The sequence below is a fragment of the Rhodococcus sp. NPDC004095 genome (assembly GCF_053604015.1).
This window is the reverse complement of sequence record NZ_JBSGGS010000003.1, coordinates 184,608-202,574: the sequence shown is the minus strand read 5'-3', so window position 1 is coordinate 202,574 and position 17,967 is coordinate 184,608. Positions and strand designations below refer to the sequence as shown.

Here is a 17,967-nt window from a genome sequence, read left to right as displayed (position 1 = left end):
ACGAGCATCAGCCGATACTCGCTGACGGTGCCCGAGATCCATTCCGATGGCAGGTCATCAGGGCCCCCGGGGGCAAGCTTCCCGATTCCGGGCGGATCTGTGCCTGTGACGGACTGGGCAAGCAGCTGTATCCTTGGAACGCTGGAAGGCAACTTGTCGATTCCCAACGTTGACGAGTGTGCGCCCGGCCCGAGCCTGCAGTTGACTGCCTGGGGCGGGGCAACGAAACCTGTTGCGTCCGCAACGGCATGGCGATCGGATGGCGCCCGGCCCCGTGGACGGTCACGCGGAGGTTGAAATGTCACATCCAACCTTGCCGGCGAGGGTCCTGCCATCGGCGGTGATTGTTCCTGGCGCAATTCTCTTCGTGGTAGCACTGGCAGCGTTCTTGTTTCTCAAACGGGCTGTCGGATTCGATTCTTACGACCTCGCTGTGTATCTGATGGGGGGAGGGAATTTCGAGCACGGACTTCCTGTCTACGACGTTCAACTACATGGCACGGGGGCCTACTTCATTTACCCGCCAGTCACGCTTGTGGTGTTCGGTCCCCTGTCTGCCCTCCCATTCGGCGCGGTCGAGGTACTTCTCTTCGCGCTGGGTATTGCCGCCTTGTGGGCCGTAGTCTGGATGACGTTTCGAATGCTCGATTTCCGGCCGAACGCAGGACTTGCCGGGGCGTCGCTCGGGGTCACTGGTTGCGCCTTGTGGCTCCAACCCGTGAACGGCACCCTCGATGTGGGGAACATCAACATTCTGCTGATGTTCCTGGTGGTGGCCGACTTTGCGATCGGAGGGCGGTTTCCGCGGTTCGCTGGGATTCTCATTGGCGTTGCCGCGGCGATAAAGATCACACCCGCGATATTCATTCTGTATCTTCTGCTGACGCGACGATTTCGCGCTGCGCTCAATGCGGTTGTTACGTTTTTGATTCTGATGGGGCTCGGCTTCCTCGTTGCTCCGGCGGAATCAGTGAAGTACTGGTTCGATGGAATGCTCGCAGATACCGCTCATTTATTGGGTCCCGTTCCGGTCGGTGACGTCTCCAATCAGTCGATCAACGGGACCGTGATCAGATTCTTCGACGACAGCGGAGGGGCGGTCTGGCTCGTTCTTGCTCTGGCGATCGGCATCGGTGGCCTCGCTGTCGCGGTTCGAGCGGATCGGTGCGGTGATCCCGTGGCGGGAATGCTCGCATGCGCGATCACCGGTCTACTGATCTCGCCCGTCAGTTGGCACGAGCATTGGATCTGGATGGTTCCGGTGGGAGTCTGGCTCGGCGCCACTGCCATACGGCTCAGCCCCACGAGACCGGTACTTGCAGGGGCTCTGCTGGCACCGCTGGTCGTATTTCTGACATGGCCGCAGGAATCTGCGCCGGGAGCAATTCGTCCGACGTCCATACTGGGGCCCGCCGGCTCCTTGTGGGATGACGGCAGTCGCAATCCGCTTGTGGCGCTCGCCGGTACCGCGTACGTTTCGGTCGGCTTGTTCCTCCTGGCTGTCGGAGCCTGGATCCTGTTCCGGCCCTGGATCCTGTTCCGGCCGTGGAGCGGAAAGACCACTGTGAAACCTGCCCGCCCGCGATCGCCGTCGGTTAGTGTCCCGGACCGATGATCACATTTCGATCCTCGAGGATTTCATGAAGCGGCCCTTCGAGATTGGTCCCTCGTCGAGGTGCCGGTTCTCTGGCGCGACGGTTAGGGGCTACGACAGACGATTCTTCAGGCAGTTTCATCGAACTGAGGACGAGACATGGGTTCATCGAGTGGAGTGATCCGCGCGATCGATCGTGACCTCCTGCATCAGCAGGCGCTCGCTGCGACTCCGTTTCCGCACGTCGTGATCGATGATTTTCTCACCACCGACTTTGCTTACGAGGTCTTGCGCTCATGGCCGAGTTACGCAGAGGCCGAGAAGGCTGGGAAGCGGTTCCGTTCGATCAACGAGAAGAACAAGGTCCAGGTGACGGACAGTGAGAAGTTTCCGCCGGCCTTGAAGGTGCTGAACGATGCACTCGCCACGCCCGAGTTCCTGTCGGCGGTATCGTCGATCTTCACCATTCCGCATCTGCTCGCGGACAGCGAGTTGGTGGGGGGCGGCCTGCATCAAACCGGACGGCGGGGCCGTCTCGACGTTCACATCGACTTCAACTACATCGAGGCCCGAAAACTACACCGTAGATTGAACATTCTCGTCTACTTCAACGAGGGTTGGTCGTCGAAGTGGGGAGGTCAACTCGAACTGTGGAACCGCGACGTATCTGAACGGATCCATTCGTTCGATCCGATATTCAATCGCTGCGTGGTTTTCGAGACCAGCGAGATCAGCTTTCACGGGGTCGCTGCGGTGACGTGCCCCACCGATGCCGTTCGTCGCTCCTTCGCGGGCTACTACTACACCCTGGAACCACCGGCCAATTGGGACGGCGAATCGCATTCCACCGTGTTCAAGCCTCGGCCCGAAGAGAATGTCAAACAGAGGTTGATGGCGCTGAAGAGCGCGTCGGGTATGGCAAAGCAGACGGTGAAGAAACTTCTCCACGGGCCGAATGTCCATCGAGCCGACTGAGCTCAACTGATCACCCGTGTGGGCTTTGGTGCGTCCCCCGAGCTGTCAACAGGGGTGGCACCAGGTCCCGCGCCACGCGAACGACTTTGCGGCCGCGGCGAGCCGCCGAGATCCGCTGACGGCGTGTGTACATTTGCGCCACCGCAAGCCTGGCTGTGCGGCGCTGTTGTTCGGTGAGGTCGCACTGCGTCAGCCATTGCAGCATCTCCCTGCACTGCAACAGTGTTGCGAAATGTGCCTGCCACGGTGGCACGTCCAGTCTGCGGGCCAGCACTGACATGTTCTCGTACTTCCAGATTCGCCTCGTGAGCACCTCGGGCACGTGACCCCAGGGTCCAGCGAGCGCGAGTTTGGTGGCGTACACCTCGTCCTCTCGCAGCATGTTGCGACGTCCGATGTGCAGGACGGACTCGCGCCGGAGCGTGCCGTAGAGGGGGTCGATCTGTAGGTTTTCGTCGGTGAGGAGACGAAGATACTCGGCGAACCGTGCGACCGGATCGCTGGAACCGAGGGCCGCCCCGTTGTAAGCGGCAATCCTCGGGACGCCGTCCTCACCGCGGTACTCGATCTCGTTGGTCACCAGGACCAGTCGGTCGTCGGCCGTAAAGATGTCGAGAGCTCGCGATATGCAGTGCGGATGTAGCCAATCGTCGTCGCTCACCCAGCGGAAATAGGTGCCTGTGGCCAGCCTGAGGGTGTTGGTGAAGTTGTTGAGGATTCCCACATTGACCGGGTTGCGACGATAGACGACGCGGCTGTCGTGTGCGGCCAGACTCCGGCACAGGTCCTCGGTGCCGTCGGACGATGCGTTGTCAGAGATCACCAGCTCGAGGTTCGCGTGGTCCTGAGCAAGTACCGATTCGACCACGTCGCTCATCCGCCCGGCACCGTCTCGTACCGGTAGCCCGACCGAGACGAGGATGTCGCCCTTGCGCACCATCAGCGCTCCTCGTAGTCGTCGGACGCGGGTCGCCCATCGCGATCCATCAGAAAGGGCCGATCGGGACAGGTTCGATGCGCACACTTCGCGTCGATACCGAGCGGGCGGCAAGCGAGACCGAGGCGCACCCGCCAGGATGTGCCCGACATCCACTCGACTGTGACCCGAGATCGGGACAACGACCATTGATGTTATCACCGCCCCCGTCCGGTCAGTTGACACTTCACTCGCCGGGCCACTCGCAACTTCGGCGACATGCAATCACTCGAGATCTAATGCGGGAGAGGTAGATTCCGAACAGCGATCCATGGTCCACATTGACCTCGAACTCCATCGAGTCGACACACCACGGGTCCGAATCGAACAAGGAGGATCTCCGTGTTCGCTGATGCCGCTGATAACATCGAATGGCCGTTGGCTGCGACGGAAGGATCGCACCGATGCTGTTGGTGGCGGGGACGAGTGTCCGGTCGTTCACCTCGGGCGGTCGAAGCGACTGGCTCCGGTCTCGGGCAACGGACAGAGCTGGTGGGTTGATCCGGGTAGTGCACAGGCGGTAGGCCTGATGAGAACGACCATGTGGGGTCATCATGGCTGACGGCAGTTTGTCGTCGGGAATGCGATGGAGCGGTCTTTCCGTGATCGGTCGGGAAGTCTCCCGAACGGTGTTCACGATCATTCTGGCCAGACTCGTCGGGCCCGAGGCTTTCGGCATCGTCGCCTTGGGCGCCGTCTACATCGGGATCGTTGCCCTTCTGCTCGACCAGGGATTTTCGAGCGCGTTGATCCAACGACCCACAGTCGAGGCCGACATGCCAGGCGTCGTGGTCACGGTGAATCTCGCCGTCGGGGCGTCTTTGATGGTCGTGACCATCGTGATCGCCCCGGCCTGGGCCGCCTTCATGTCGACACCGGAACTAGCGCTGGTTCTTGTCGCACTCTCGCCGAGCCTGCTCGTGCGGGCTGCGTCGATCACCCCCCGCGCGTTGCTGCAGCGCCGCATGGAGTTTCGCACGATCGGAATCGCGGACGTCGTGGCGGCGATGACCGGAGGTGCGCTCGGGGTGGCGGTGGCGCTTGCGGGTGCGAGCTATTGGGCGCTGGTCGTCCAAGTTGTCTGCACCGATGTGGTTCTGTTGCTGCTATTGCTGGCGGTCGGGGCCGGAAGGAGGCCGAACCTGCGGTGGCAGCGGCTGCGAGAGATCGCATCGTTCTCGTGGCGGGCCTTCGCTGCCGGACTCCTGATCAACTCGGTGTCTCGGAACATCGACAACCTGCTGGTCGGCCGGTTCCAGGGGCCTCAGGCGTTGGCGTACTACGGCCTGGCTTATCGCCTGCTGCTACTTCCGGTCCAGTTGGCTACCACGACGGTGGGAACAGTGTTGTTTCCGGCGTTCTCGCGTCTTGCGGACAATCTCGAGTCACTACGTATCGACATGACCCGGGCGACGCGGGCCCTCGCGGCCCTGGCCCTGCCGGTCATGGCGCTTGTCGCTGCGGCTGCGCCGCAGTTGGTGCTACTGCTGTTCGGAAAACAGTGGGCGCCGGCCATCCCGATCGTTCAAGTCCTCGCAATGGCGGGTGCCGTGCAGGCGATCTATCAACCGTCGACGATGCCCCTGGTGCTGGGACTGGGGCATGCGAGGCTCAATCTTCGGTTTGCCTGGCTCACCACGATCGTCACCACAGTGGGCATCGTGTCCGGCCTGCCCTTCGGTCCCCTGGAAGTCGCTATAGGCTACAGCGCGGCCACCGGCATGTTGCTCCCCGTCGAGTGGTTCATCCGCGGCAGCCTGCTCCACATGACGCTGCGCAGCCAGGTCGCGTCACTGGTCCCCGGCGCTCACGTGGCGGCCTGGGTCGCTGCGGCCTACCTTGCAGTCTCGGTCGCCATCCCTGGACGCGAGCTGGTGGTCCTACTGCTCGGCGGACTGGCGGGGGCAGCGGCCGGCATCGGAGTGATGCGGCTGGTCCACAGGGCCCTGCTCGGTGAACTGGTGTACATGGTCAAGCGGATCTTGGGGACGGGTGAGCGAGACGAGTACCGCGCGGAGGCCCCCGCCACTCGCGCCTGACATGTCTAGGGTTGACGGGTCGCTGCCAGCACCACCGGATGCATGCGTCGCTCCCACGAGACCTCGGCGACGAAACTCAGCCTCCGAGCTTCGGAGGTGTGCCCCATGGCGAGTGCTCGCGCGAGTCCGTCGGCCCAATCCGCTCGTTTGCTGATGTGCACGCGTTCGTCGTCAACTCCGTGGATCGGCGGCAGGTCGACCGACAGTACGGGGAGCCCGGCCGCGAGGTACTCGTACAACTTCAGCGGAGACATCGCGCGGATACAGGCGTGGTCACGGTGCGGGATTATTCCGATGTCGCACGCCTGCACCGTTGCGGCTAGTTCACGCTGGCTGACGGGGCCGAAGAGATGAACGTTGTCCAGCGAGCGCAGGTACTCGATCGTGCTGGGGTCGCCCGGGTAACCGACCATCACCAAAGACCCGACCCGGTCCGCGGTCACCTTCACCAGAGCTGGCTCGAGGCGGTCGTCAATGGTGCCCGTGTACACGGCGCGCGGTCTGGGCAGGGCGGCAATACGATCCGGCTCCGGGAAACGCCGGCGCCAGACTTCGCCGATTACGCCGTTCGGAACGACGCTGGTGCGCGGAGACAACCGCCGGGCAAGCTCTTCGGATACTGCGAAGATTGCCCCCGCGCGCTCGTCGATGCGTTGATAGGCCACCCGGAACAAGTCCCACCACTGAGCCAGCGCGTCGCCGCTCGCCCAATCATCCTGGCCGACATACACGATGTTGCTGATCCAGGACGCATCGCAGAACGCAGCGACGAACGGGTGGTACGTGACCAGCGCGGCGGATGCCGGTTGGGCCGCCTGTTCGCCGCGGGCACGCGCCAGCGCGCGACCGAGCAGAGCGCCGTACCGACGGTAGGAGCGTTCGACCGCGTTGAGGCCGGTCGATTCCACAGTCCTGAGCCGGTGTGGCCGAACCCGGGTGGCGGTCCGATCGGCGATCGTCACCGGATCGTCCAGCCGGACGGGCCGGCGGCGCACGGCAGACGCGATGTAGGAGCGCCATGCGTCGGCGACCAGCAGGAGCCCCACGCGGTCGCTACCGGCCAGCGCAAGCAGAGTCTGGTCGGTAGGTCGGCAGAACTCCCGACCTACCGCGTCGTCGAACATCTCCATTCCGAATGTGAAGACGACGTCCGTTTCCGTTGTGGCCGACGATCCTCGCTGCACGACTCGAATTCTACGCAGCGCGATCGTGCACGGCTCGCTGTCAGGTGTGTTCGCCGCAAGATCTCGAGTGAGGTCGGATGCGTTGTCCCCACGCATCAGGGTTGGTCAGACGCGTTCGAGCCAGATCTCGCGCCAGAACGATACGAACTCGCGCGGACAGTTGGCGTTGTACACGCCGGCGCAGACGATGCCTTCCAGGACGATACAAGGGTTCTTCATGACAAGGAGCCTGCCGGTCTTCTCGTCCAGGCATCTGGTCACGCGCGAGTGCACTCGCGCGGTCCGGCCGCAGTAGCGGGACATCTCCTCGTCGAAGCCCATGCCGCGGTTGAGTCGGCCTTCGTTGAGGGTGGCCATTATCTGCTCCTTGGTCTTGATTCGGACCATCTCGCCTGGCCGCAAGTCGAGATGCTCCGTTGGAGTTCTGCCCATCAGCCTTCCGACAACGAATCCCCAGCGCTGGCCGTCTCGAAACCGCAGCCTGCGAGGCAGTGTCCGAGTACTGACGTCTTGCAGACGGTTGAAGAGTGCGACGCCGAACGCCCTTAGCGACTGGGTCGGCGTCACGTTGCCGCTCGTGACATCCGTTCTGAATTGGCGGAGGTCGCGAAATGGCAGGCAGGTGGGTGCGGCCCGCAGCAACTCTGTTGCCTGGCAGGAGTATCGGTCCTCGCCGTCCGGGCCAGGCTCCTTGTGCGCGTTGGCCTCCAAGAGCGGCAGTTCGACCCTTCGGTTGCTCGACGTCGATCGCGTCCCGGGCTCGATCCGCTTGAGCCAGACTTCTTTCCAATACAGTGAGCAAGCGGTCTGGCAGCCTCCGTGTGAGGCACCGTCACATCTGGACCCGGTGAGGTGCACGGTGTTCTCCATTCGGTGCATCCCGCTGCCACCAATCGTGTCGCAGAGTTTGTGAGCCACCTTGCGAACCGTCAGCTGTTTTCCGCAGAATGCAAGCATCTCGGGCATGAACGGGAGATTTTCGAATTCGCCCCGTTCGTCGAGGCTGGAGAGGATCTCGTCGGCACTGCGGACCTCCACCAGGTCGCCCGCACGCAGGCCGAGGGTAGTTGGTGGGAGCATGGGCCGCGACATTGTCGATGCACTCCTAGGCCAGGCCCGGTCAGCCCATCGAGGTGACCGCGGCGAACGGCATTCCGCATTCGCAAGAACAGGCAGCGCCCGCGCTCGCACCGTGTCGAGCCAGATACTAGCACCATCGCACGTTGAGACCGATTGTCAGCATCCCGGCTGCAGGACCGCCTTCAGATAGCCCACCGATTGGTAGGCGTACTCGTAAAACCATCGGGGAGATGATATTTCGCCTGGGCTTGCCACCATCGTCAGTTCCCCGTCGAAGCAGCGCTCCAGGATGAACCGGGCGCGCGAAATGTGCGGCGTAAATGTCACGACGATGACGTGATTCCAGTGGTACTGCTCGGCCAAGCGGTTCAGTTCCTTCGCTTCCCCTCGAGTCGTCGGCGGATCAGGAACAAAGCAGAGCAGCTCGAAATCGGGGTGGGGCTCCGCGCACGCCTTTGCCATCCAGTTATCACTTACCCCAGCAGGATTCGAGAAGATGACCTGCGGCGCCCACCCGTTCTGTGCGAGCTCGATTCCGTACGGGTATCGGCTCCAGTCAGCGCCACCCAGAACGATCACAGCGTCGGCCGGTCGAAGGGGATCGATCTGTGGGTGTACATATACGGGCACCCCACCAGCCGTCATTGCTGCAATCAGCAGGCTGATGACAACCACCCATCGGCGGGCGCCGACACGACTTTTGCCCGCCACTGTCGCGGTGTATCCGGCTTCGCCCACGGTGCCTCCGGCTTCGCCCACGGTGCCTCCGGCTTCGCCCACGGTGCCTCCGGCTTCGCCCACGGTGCCTCCGGCTTCGCTGACGTCGTCCCAGCACGCCCGGCCATCGTCAAGCGTTCTTGCCAATGCCGTGCAGGGAATGGAATTGAGAGTGCTGTCTGAGCTCCTTGGCCCCTCGGTGCCTCCAGGCTACCGCTCCCTTCACCGCTGCTGAAGTTGCTCATCGGAGTGGTCAAACGACAAACGGTGACCTGCTGGGCGGTGCCGTATTTGCGAGTCGGCGAGGTCTGGGAGCCCTATCGGAGCCCTGCTTTGCCGCCGACCCGCCAGTCTCGAGCTTCATCATGGGTGGATGGCTTGCTGCTGGGTGGTGAACCAGTCGAGGTGCGGCGAGGCAGTGGTGCACACCCGTCACCGGGGTTGTAGCGGTGTGAGCCGTCTGAACGGAAGCGGTTTGTGTGGGTGCAAGGAAGGGTGAAGTTGGTACCATGGAACCCATTCGATTCGCGCGCCGGTCAACAAGACTTAGAGACGGATTCAATTCGAAGAAGCGGATGGCCTCCGCCGATTCGACGGCGAGTGGGAGTTGGCGTGGACCTCTTCGACGTCGGACGATCCTGTGCCCGACGCTGGTACGTCTTCGTCCCGCTGATGCTGATTGTCGGGTGGTTCGGTTATTCCTTGTACTCGGGTGTGAAGCCCACCTACTATGCGAATGTCGCAATCGGTTTCGCTCCCCCCAGTGTGGTGCCGCCCGATGTCGGTGAGGTGCGGAGCAACGGTCTGGTGGACGCCGGAGGGGCACCACTCATCGCCAACCTGCTGGCGATCGGGTTGCGGAGTCCCGCTGTGGTTCAGCAGGTCGTCGCCGCGGGCGGGCAGCCCGGGTACTTCTCCAAGGTGATGGAACTTCCGCCCCCAGTCGGTCAGTTGCCCCTGGTCATGGTTGAGGTCACGAACCCCGACCCAGCCGCTGTCACGAAGACACTCGAGTTGGTTGCGGCACAGGCTGACGTGACGCTGCGAACTCTGCAGCGAAATGCCGGAGTGCCCGAGGACCGGATGGTTGCGGTGTATCCGGTGCAGGCACCGAGCGATCCGGTGCCGGCAATGCCCAGCAGGATACGATCGACGGTAGCAATACTTCTCGCAGGTATGGGACTTGCCGTGCTTGCCGCAGTCCTAGTCGACCTTGTGATGCTGCGGCGTCGGGAGAAGACGCCGCCTGGTTCGGAGCGTGCGAGTGAATCCAACGGCGCCGATCCGCGGGCGCCAGTGATGGACGGTGTGGTGGGAAAGACGGGTCGTAGCGCGGATTCGGTCGACTGATGTCTGCTCCCGCCCCGGTGACCGCGCCGGTCAGGACCGATGTGTCGGCGCCGAGTCGACCGGTCGGCGAGCCGACACCATGGGTGGTCGGGTTCTTCTGTCTACTCGTTCCCGCGTTACCGACGATCTCCGTTTTCCCCGGCCCGCTCAAAAGCAACGGATCACCCGCACGAATGATGGCTGTCGCGTTCTTCGCACTTGCCGTGACGGGCTTCGTCCTGGCGAGGCGCCGAGGCGGTCGTCAGGTGGTGAACCCGGGTGTCATCCTCATTGTCGTCTACTTCCTTCTCCAGCTTCTGATCTACGGGGTCGGGATCCTGCATCTGGACGGTTCCGTCGTAGAGGCGACGAAGACGCGGATGGCCATCGGGCTCATTGCGAATGCGGGTGTGGCGCTGTACGTACTCCACACGGTCAGGACAGTTCGACAGAGATCGATCGTCATGGGTCTGCTAGCCACCGGAATCACCTTCGCGTGTTTGGTTGCATTGCTGCAGAATTTCACGGGAATCGATCTGCGACTTCTGTTCCAACCGCCGGGATTCGTGCTGAATCTGGAGGTCGCCGGCATTGCCGAGCGGAATGGAGCCTTTCGTGTCGTCGGTACCTCACAGCACCCCATCGAGTTCGCGGTTCTGGCCGCGGTGGCGGTTCCATTGACGCTTCACCTCGCGCGGTTTGCCAATAGGCCGCTCTACCGGCGGTGCGCGGCCGGAGGCTGTCTGGTCGCCGGATTCGCCATGCCTGCGGCGGGCTCACGGGCCGGAGTGGTTGCGCTCGTGGCTGCCCTCCTCACGTACATGTTCGCGTTCACCGTTCGTCAGCTCGCCAATGGGATTCTGATCGGAATCGGAGTTGGCTTGGCTTATGTGGCAGCTGCTCCCGATTCCGCCTATGCCCTCTGGCTCACAGTGGTCATGGCAAAGGAGGACGGAAGCGTGCTCAGCCGCCTGGCCGACTACAGCACCGTATCGCGCACATTTCATGAGCATCCGTGGTTCGGGCTCGGCCTCGGCGGAAATCCGCCGACCGTGTACGGATTCCTGGACAACGAGTGGCTGCAGGCGATAGTGCAGGGAGGCGCTGTTGGATTGGTGGCGATGTTGCTTGTGATGACGGGCGCTGTGGCCGGAATGGTCACGTCGCTGCGGGCGGCGAGGTCACCGCGGGAGCGTGATCAGACATACGCAATCGGGTCCGCGCTGATCGGGATCATTGCATCGACCTTCACATTCGATCTGTTCACCTATCAGCAGGCGACATTCGTGTACTTTCTGCTATTCAGTCTCTTGTGGTCCGCCTGGCGTCGCGATGTTCACGGTCCATAGAGGCTGCCAGCGCCGACAGATTCGCAGCCCCGCAATGGCGGTACTCGCGGCGATGGCGATCGTCTGCGGGTCATGCGTGTCGACGAGTCCTTTCCCTGACACGGCCGTCTCTACCAACGGCACGATCTGGTCGGACGCGGTCGTTCCGCCGGTTCCGGTCGAACCGGACACCGGTCCGGCCGCGGTCGGAACCGAGTTTTCTCCGGTGAGTGAGGGCGAAATCTCCGCGGTGCGCTTCTATCAGGGAAGCGAGGACATGAAAGTAGACAGTGCGACCCTATGGACGTCGGAGGGTACCGCGTTGGCGACCGTGCCGGTTCCCGAGGGCCCGGCCGGATGGCGTGAGATCCCCTTCGAGAAGCCTGTGCCGGTGAAGGCCAATGAGGACTATGTGGTTTCGTACAACGCCCCGCGAGGCGGCTATCCAACCGATAGTCATACGTTCGTTCTGGGGCATACCGTGACCAGCGGCTGGTTGACGGCTCGAGGGGGCGTCTACGCCCGCGGCAGCGGGTTTCCGAACAATCGGAGCGCCGGAGTGAACTACTACGTCGACGTGTTGTTCACACCGACCGGCCCTACGCTGCGCCCAATCGATGGCGGCACAGGGTATTACGACGCGTTCACCAGCTCGCTCCCCGTAGCGGAGGACTTCTTTCCGATCGGGGTCTGGTTCACCAACACTGAGTCCGCTCCGGATGTGGCGGCCGATCGCGCGATGGGTCTCAACACTTATGTCGAGCTCACCGAGCAGAGCAACATCGGTCTCATCGCCGACAGTGGGATGTTCGCGATTCCGAGTCACGGCGATCCGCGCGCGGCCGGCCGGCTGACAGCCGACGAAGCCGATATGTGGGCCGGGGCGGGAGATGCTGCGTGGACCGGGCGCAGTCCGCCCGACAGTCCCATTTGTGCCCCGGCCGAGGCGGGGTGCGGGTACACAGTGATGTCGACAATGCGTCGAACGGTACCGCCTGGCGTGATGGTCTACGCGAACTACGGCAAAGGCGTCACCTTCTGGGAGCCCAGGGACGCTGCCGCGCAGTTCGTGAACGACTTCCAGAACGTTGTCTCGGCCGACAACTATTGGTTCACCGACCCGAGTATCTGCCGCGCCGACGAGGGCGGGGCATTGCTGACGAACGGGGCACGGTCGCTGTCGAACTCGGAATGCCGCCTCGCTTCGAACTACGGCGTCACCACGAAGTACATCCGTTCCCTCGTTCAACCGAAGGCCGCGGTCCCGGTGTGGAACTTCGTCGAAGTTGGGCACCCGTTCGCCGAGGGCGCCGATCGCGCCGTGACGGGACCCGAGATTCGCGCCGCCGTGTGGAGCAGCATCATCAACGGTGCACGGGGAATCGTCTACTTCAACCACAATTTCGGTGGACCGTGCCTCTCGTACAATGTGCTGCGGGATACGTGCGGGGACGCGGTGCGCGGAGATGTCATCTCGGTGAACGCCCAGATCCGGCGACTTGCACCGGTGCTCAATGCACCGTTTGTCGATGGGTTTGCGCGTACCGATGCGCCGATCGACCTGTCCGCCAAAATGTTCGACGGCAGCTTCTATCTGATGGCCGGATCGAAACGGGCAGAGGACACGGACGCCGTTGTCACTCTCTCGTGCGGCGGAGCCACGAGTGTCGAGGTGGTCGACGAGAACAGGTCGATCCCGGTCTCGGACGGGGTCTTTCGCGACGACTTCGCCGACGGCAACGCGGTCCACATATATCGGGTCCACGGCGGCGACACCTGCGGTTTGCGGTAGGCGAGTCCGGTCCGGACACGAAGTAGTGGGCGAGGACGGCTACCGAAGCCTGGCCCGTACCTTCTCGAAGGGCTTCTCGATCAGGTAGTACAGGACGACTCCGGCCAGGACTGACACCAGTACCTTGACCAGAATCACCGCTGCGCCAACCACCCCCGCGCTGGTCCAACCCCCGACGCCCATGTCGACCAGCTCGTCCATTCCGTAGTGCACGAGGTAGATGCTGTAGCTCGCGAGTCCGATAACCTGAACAAGGCGAACGCCCACCACGGAGTCGAAAACGTGTTTGAAAGTGGTTTGGGTGGCGGCGAACCCGTAGAGAATGATCGCGCACGTAGCGATGCTCTGAATGCTGAACCGGAAGGTGTCTCGGAACCACGGATCTCGGATGACCAGTGATGTGAGATAGGCCGCGAGTGCTGTCAGAGGAATCCAGGTCCGACCGAACAGACGTTGCAGGTACGACAGTCGTTGGTGACCCCACGAGAAGTAGACGACCGCGGTGAGGACTCCCCATCCGATGGCGTCGAATCTGGTGTCGGACCCGTAGTAGATGCGATCCGCCTCAGAAACGGAGGCGGACGTCGCGATCACGACACGAGCCGCCGTGCTGACCGCGACCATCGTGACGGCCAGCGCCGTCAGCCATTTCAGGGCCGATCTCATCCTCGCGACCAACAGCCAGACAACCGCGACGACGACGTAGAACTGTTCCTCGATGGACAGGCTCCACACGACGCCACTGCCCGGAAGAACGCCGGCCATCCGCCCCTCGGCCTTGAACCAGTTGTAATAGAAGAACGTCTGGGCCGAGAATGCGGACCAGTCCACCCTGTTCCAGATCGCGAACACCAGTGTGGGGAGGACGATGATCGCTAACAACGGCGGCCCGATCTTCAACAGCCGACGGGAGTAGAACCTGCCGATGCCGAAGGCGCCTGTCCGGTCTCGCTCGCGGAGAAGGAGATATGTGATCAGGAACCCCGATATGCCGAAGAAGATCGTGACGCCGCTGCCGCCGGGAACGATGCCACCCAACCCGGCGTGCCCTATCACGACGAGCATCACAGCCAGCGCACGCATCGCGTCGACGTGGCTGTAGCGAGATCCTCCGGCGGTGGCGCCGCGGGCTGGATGCGGGCGATGTGTGGGAGGTCGCGCGGCTACTCTCGGATCTGCACTCATGGCGGCGAATCCCTCCTCGGGCGCATCCGGCCGGACCGACTGCTCGCATCCCGTTCCCAGGGCGGGGGTCCCGAGGTGCCGGGATTCCAGCGTGCTGCAAGGGCCATTCCTGCGTATACCACCGCATCCGCGGCGGATCCGGGTCCACGAATCGTGTGAAGCAATGTGCGGACGGTGCCCCCACTCGTTCGGCCCAGCAGCCGATCCTCGTGGATGGTGCCGCGGTGCCAGCGACGCAGGATCCGGAGCAGGTTCTTGGCGTCGGTGGGTGTGGTGACCACCGACGGTGGGGTTGGGACCACGGTCTTCTCGTCGGCCGTGAACTGCGCATCGACGAACAGGTCATCGGCTACGTGGTCGCTGAAGCGGCCCACGCGTTGGTGACCCGACTCGTTGAGTCCGTACACACCGGCGCCCCACATCGCAGTCCGGAACTCCGGAATGCGCTCCCGTGCGCGGAAGTAGCTGCGCACGAGGGTGCTGGCGCACCGGTGGTCGTAGCGAGACACCGGACGGGCCGCGAGCACATCCCCTTCTGCCAGTCGATCCAGCACTTGGAGTACCGCTGCGGCCGAGATCTGGATGTCGGCATCCAGATAGATCCGCGGCCACCACGTTGCAGCCTTGTCTCCCGCATCCAGCGCGGCAGGCTTCGACCCGCGGCCCAATTCGAGCACGGTCGTTCCCTGCACGGCACGGGCGATCTCGGCAGTTCTGTCGCGGCAACCGTTGCACACGACCACCAGTTCGAGGACGCCGCGTGTCGCGGCTCCGCTCAGCGGAGCGAGGGTGCGTTCGATCACGTCCGCCTCGTTATATGCGGGTACGATGACTGCGCCTCTACCCCTTCTTGCCGAATCATAGTCGTCAGGTACCGATTTCGAGGGTGCAGGAAGATCCGCCCATCGCTTCCGATTCAAGAGCACGGCCAGCGTCCGGCGATGGTCGGCGTCGTACGAACGCAGCAACTCGGACAGCGCAACGCTTCCGCGTAACAGGGCCGAATACGGGGCGCTGTGGAATCGCGCTGAGTAGCGGACTCGATTCACCGACATAAGGGTGGTGAGCTCGGACGAGCTTCCAGATCCACCGCCACGATGTGTCACCACAGCAGTGGGTTCGAACCTCACTCGGTATCCTGCATCCCTGATCCTGCGGAAGTAGTCGGTCTCCTCCGAATAGAGGAAGAACTCCTCATTCCAGTCACCCACGTGACGGATCAGCGACGACCGGACGAGAACGGCTGCGCCGGTGGCCCAATCGATGTCGTGTGAACGCAAGTAGTGCGTGGAGCAGTGGTCGATTTCGGAGAGGACTGCGGGGCGCCTGCGCATCCTACGGCCGAACAGTGCATCGCCGACGGTTCGGGAGACGGAGGGCTCGCGCCGCACGGAATGATAGACAGCGCCGTCGCTGTCGAGGATCAGCGGCACGACTGCACCGACATGCGGATCGTCCAGTGCTGCAAGAAGATGTGTCACCGCGCCGCAGTGCAACAGAATGTCCGGGTTGAGGATCAGAACCGCAGTGCTCGGTTCCGTCAAGGGAAGGGCGGCATTGATGCCGCCGGCGTACCCGAGGTTCCCGCCGGTTCGGACTACTTCGATATCCGGCTGATTCTCGATGAACGTGACCGTACCGTCGTATGACTGGTTGTCAGCGACGATCACTCGGACCGCACGGTCGGCAGCGGTCACGCGCAAGCCTTCGATCAGTCCCGGTAGGTCGGACTCGCTGTTGTACGTCACCACTACCACAGCCACCTCGGCCTGATCGCCGGGCGCGACGAATCTTCCTTGTGCCGCGTCGACTCGGTCGGACCTCGGTGGGACGGCCGCTGTCGCCCGCGACCGACACTCGAGGCGTAACAGCGAGGGCGGCGCTTCCACCAGATAGCGGTGCGCGAGTCGCCGCGGTTCTCGGCTCAGGCGCCACGCCCATTCGAGCCCTGCGTCCGCCACCCACTGCGGTGCTCGGCGAACCCGTCCGGCGAGGAAGTCCACCGCAGCGCCGAATGCAAGAAGCGCCCGCGCTCCGGTGACGGGCCCGAATTCGGAAATCCAGTTCTCCTGAAGTGGTTTTCCCAGCGAAACCACGAGTATCTCGACGCGCGCTTCACGGATCTCGAGCGCGAGCCGCATCGAGGCGGCCGAATTGGTCAACACGGACCGCTCAGGTGCCCAGGCGCCGACCGTCTCGAGCGTCGGAAACCGCTCCGCCATCGCCGTGAGCAAATGGCGATGCGTCGTAGGGGACCCGCCGAGGAACCCGACACGGACGCCGTCGGCTGCCGAGCGCGCGAGAATCGGCTCGAGGAGGTCGCTTCCGGACAGCTTCGGCCAGGTGCGTCCGGTCTCGGTCTTCGCCTTGCGGACCAGCGGGACTCCGTCGAGGAGGGTGAGCCATCTCTGTTCTTCGGCGATCGCACCGTCCTGCGAAATCGCCGGGGGGTGATTCGCCCAGGAGGCGTCCGTACCGAAGTGGTGAATGTGGTCCAAGTTCGCGGAAGCCACGGCCAGCGATCCGGCAGCCTCGAGTGCATCGAAGATGAGTTCGATGGCCGACTCGCGATCGAGCAGATCCACTGGAATCTGATCGACGACCATTCGGGGCCAGGGTGGTCGGGGCACCCTCGCGGTTCCGATGTGTTTCGTCCCTCGGCTCGCACCCGGTATCTCGACGATCCACCTGTCGGAAAGGTCGGGGTATCGGTGCCATAGTTCCGGGAGCAGGTCGGGAACGGTGACCAGCACTCGATCGGGGTCGGCTTCTAGCAGTTGTCGTGGAGAGACGATGGGGACATCGGTACCTGGCATGCGTCGGCCCCACTTGGCCTTCGATGCATCGGCGACGGCGGCGACGAGGTGGCGGTCGATCCCGGCGCGGGCGAACAAGGCCACGGCACGTGATGCGGCGCTGTACGCGAAGACACGTCGTCCGTCGGCGGCCATAGCCTCGAGCCAATCTCGAAGCGATGCGGCCTGCCTGTCGCAGCATTGCTGCAACTGCCGGACCTCTGACGGGTCGGTCGCGCCGAAAGTCCGCTCTTTCTGCAGGATCCGTTCGGCGGTGCCCGACTGGGAGGCACCCCGTCCGTGACGGGCGGAAACCAGGACCGTTCCGCCGTACAGAGGGAACTCCCACGCGTCGCTGATTGCCATCCCGACGCTCGTTAGCAGCCGCGTCAGTGCGGTCAGCGAGTAGTAGGCGAAGTGGCCGTGGCGCAGGGCGTTCCACTGACCCTGCTCGAGAATGGCGGCCAGTGAATGGAACTGGATGAGTAGCACGCCGTCGTCGGCTGTGGCCTTCGCGCGCTCCTGGAAGGCGAGGCGTTGGTCCGGCTCGTGCATGATGCCGAAGCAGTCCAGGACCAGCGACGCCGGTGTTCCCGTACGGGGGGCCCGATAGCCACGGTCGTCGAGGAGGGGGAGCCAGCTGCCCCCGTGTGGGCTGCCGAACTCGATCGCTGTTCCGCCGCGCAGCCACCCGGCGCCGTCGAGGATTCGAACGGCCTCTGCTGCTTGTTCTTTGAGTACCTGTGGCTCGACCCCCCGCGGCTCCTGCACGGTGGTGTCGTCCTCGGCGAGCTGCGCCAGCCCGCAGCGGCGGCACAGTTCCATCGCGAGGGGATGGGAGGTCTCGTCCGCGGACACCGGCGTCGACGCGGGAGGGAAGTGGTCCGCGGCCGGCACCCGACCGAGGTCGAGGACCCGCTCGGTGCTGGTGTCGCCGCAACCCCGGCATTTCATCACGCGACCCCCGCGGCAT

At 63.5% G+C, this 17,967-nt stretch carries 11 protein-coding genes and 2 pseudogenes; 6 read left to right on the top strand and 7 right to left on the bottom strand.

The window, feature by feature from the left end:
- The first annotated feature begins 298 nt into the window (after positions 1–298).
- Positions 299–1,615 carry a glycosyltransferase 87 family protein gene (locus tag ACWEPG_RS07020; RefSeq protein WP_450114109.1) on the top strand — a complete coding sequence of 439 codons (1,317 nt, stop codon included), beginning with the start codon at positions 299–301 and terminating at the stop codon, positions 1,613–1,615.
- A gap of 138 nt (positions 1,616–1,753) precedes the next feature.
- Complete coding sequence (locus ACWEPG_RS07015; RefSeq protein ID WP_450114110.1) at positions 1,754–2,569, top strand: 2OG-Fe(II) oxygenase; 816 nt, start codon at positions 1,754–1,756, stop codon at positions 2,567–2,569.
- Positions 2,570–2,579: 10 nt separating this feature from the next.
- Here the strand turns inward: ACWEPG_RS07015 and ACWEPG_RS07010 are convergent, their stop codons facing one another.
- Positions 2,580–3,509 carry a glycosyltransferase family 2 protein gene (locus ACWEPG_RS07010; RefSeq protein ID WP_450114111.1) on the bottom strand — a complete coding sequence of 310 codons (930 nt, stop codon included), beginning with the start codon at positions 3,507–3,509 and terminating at the stop codon, positions 2,580–2,582.
- Between the two features lie 590 nt (positions 3,510–4,099).
- Between ACWEPG_RS07010 and ACWEPG_RS07005 the strand changes: the two genes are divergently transcribed.
- The gene (locus ACWEPG_RS07005) at positions 4,100–5,584 is read left to right on the top strand and encodes a lipopolysaccharide biosynthesis protein (RefSeq protein WP_452594134.1); all 1,485 of its coding nucleotides are present in this window, start codon (positions 4,100–4,102) and stop codon (positions 5,582–5,584) included.
- 5 nt (positions 5,585–5,589) lie between these two features.
- Here ACWEPG_RS07005 and ACWEPG_RS07000 read toward each other — a convergent pair whose 3' ends face one another.
- The 3 genes from ACWEPG_RS07000 to ACWEPG_RS06990 all read right to left on the bottom strand — a co-directional run bounded on the left by ACWEPG_RS07000 (position 5,590) and on the right by ACWEPG_RS06990 (position 8,649).
- Positions 5,590–6,768 carry a glycosyltransferase gene (locus tag ACWEPG_RS07000; protein ID WP_450114113.1) on the bottom strand — a complete coding sequence of 393 codons (1,179 nt, stop codon included), beginning with the start codon at positions 6,766–6,768 and terminating at the stop codon, positions 5,590–5,592.
- Positions 6,769–6,873: 105 nt separating this feature from the next.
- Complete coding sequence (locus ACWEPG_RS06995) at positions 6,874–7,860, bottom strand: hypothetical protein (protein ID WP_450114114.1); 987 nt, start codon at positions 7,858–7,860, stop codon at positions 6,874–6,876.
- 144 nt (positions 7,861–8,004) lie between these two features.
- Entirely contained in the window at positions 8,005–8,649 is a 645-nt protein-coding gene (locus tag ACWEPG_RS06990; RefSeq protein ID WP_452594133.1) for a YdcF family protein, read from the bottom strand.
- 528 nt (positions 8,650–9,177) lie between these two features.
- On the opposite strand from ACWEPG_RS06990, the gene ACWEPG_RS06985 reads away from it, so the two are divergent.
- The 3 genes from ACWEPG_RS06985 to ACWEPG_RS06975 are packed head-to-tail and all read left to right on the top strand — an operon-like array spanning position 9,178 to position 13,014.
- Positions 9,178–9,915 carry a hypothetical protein gene (locus ACWEPG_RS06985; RefSeq protein WP_450114116.1) on the top strand — a complete coding sequence of 246 codons (738 nt, stop codon included), beginning with the start codon at positions 9,178–9,180 and terminating at the stop codon, positions 9,913–9,915.
- The gene (locus ACWEPG_RS06980; protein WP_450114117.1) at positions 9,915–11,243 is read left to right on the top strand and encodes an O-antigen ligase family protein; all 1,329 of its coding nucleotides are present in this window, start codon (positions 9,915–9,917) and stop codon (positions 11,241–11,243) included. The genes ACWEPG_RS06985 and ACWEPG_RS06980 overlap by 1 nt, the downstream gene beginning before the upstream one ends.
- Before the next feature lie 34 nt (positions 11,244–11,277).
- Positions 11,278–13,014 carry a DUF4082 domain-containing protein gene (locus ACWEPG_RS06975; RefSeq protein ID WP_450114118.1) on the top strand — a complete coding sequence of 579 codons (1,737 nt, stop codon included), beginning with the start codon at positions 11,278–11,280 and terminating at the stop codon, positions 13,012–13,014.
- Between the two features lie 39 nt (positions 13,015–13,053).
- Here the strand turns inward: ACWEPG_RS06975 and ACWEPG_RS06970 are convergent, their stop codons facing one another.
- The 3 genes and pseudogenes from ACWEPG_RS06970 to ACWEPG_RS06960 form a co-directional block, all read right to left on the bottom strand.
- Positions 13,054–14,199 (bottom strand): acyltransferase family protein, encoded by a 1,146-nt coding sequence (locus ACWEPG_RS06970; RefSeq protein ID WP_450114119.1) that lies wholly within the window; start codon positions 14,197–14,199, stop codon positions 13,054–13,056.
- A pseudogene (locus ACWEPG_RS06965) lies at positions 14,196–16,589 on the bottom strand (WecB/TagA/CpsF family glycosyltransferase); the annotation flags it as partial. The pseudogene ACWEPG_RS06965 and the gene ACWEPG_RS06970, both read right to left, overlap by 4 nt.
- A gap of 237 nt (positions 16,590–16,826) precedes the next feature.
- Positions 16,827–17,948: pseudogene (locus tag ACWEPG_RS06960) on the bottom strand (class I SAM-dependent methyltransferase); the annotation flags it as partial.
- Positions 17,949–17,967: the final 19 nt, after the last annotated feature.

Coding starts and splice junctions, on each gene's coding strand:
- ACWEPG_RS07020 (WP_450114109.1), top strand. CDS start 299: ATGTCACATCCAACCTTGCCGGCGAGGGTCCTGCCATCGGCGGTGATT.
- ACWEPG_RS07015 (WP_450114110.1), top strand. CDS start 1,754: ATGGGTTCATCGAGTGGAGTGATCCGCGCGATCGATCGTGACCTCCTG.
- ACWEPG_RS07010 (WP_450114111.1), bottom strand. CDS start 3,509: ATGGTGCGCAAGGGCGACATCCTCGTCTCGGTCGGGCTACCGGTACGA.
- ACWEPG_RS07005 (WP_452594134.1), top strand. CDS start 4,100: ATGGCTGACGGCAGTTTGTCGTCGGGAATGCGATGGAGCGGTCTTTCC.
- ACWEPG_RS06995 (WP_450114114.1), bottom strand. CDS start 7,860: ATGTCGCGGCCCATGCTCCCACCAACTACCCTCGGCCTGCGTGCGGGC.
- ACWEPG_RS06980 (WP_450114117.1), top strand. CDS start 9,915: ATGTCTGCTCCCGCCCCGGTGACCGCGCCGGTCAGGACCGATGTGTCG.
- ACWEPG_RS06975 (WP_450114118.1), top strand. CDS start 11,278: ATGGCGGTACTCGCGGCGATGGCGATCGTCTGCGGGTCATGCGTGTCG.
- ACWEPG_RS06970 (WP_450114119.1), bottom strand. CDS start 14,199: ATGAGTGCAGATCCGAGAGTAGCCGCGCGACCTCCCACACATCGCCCG.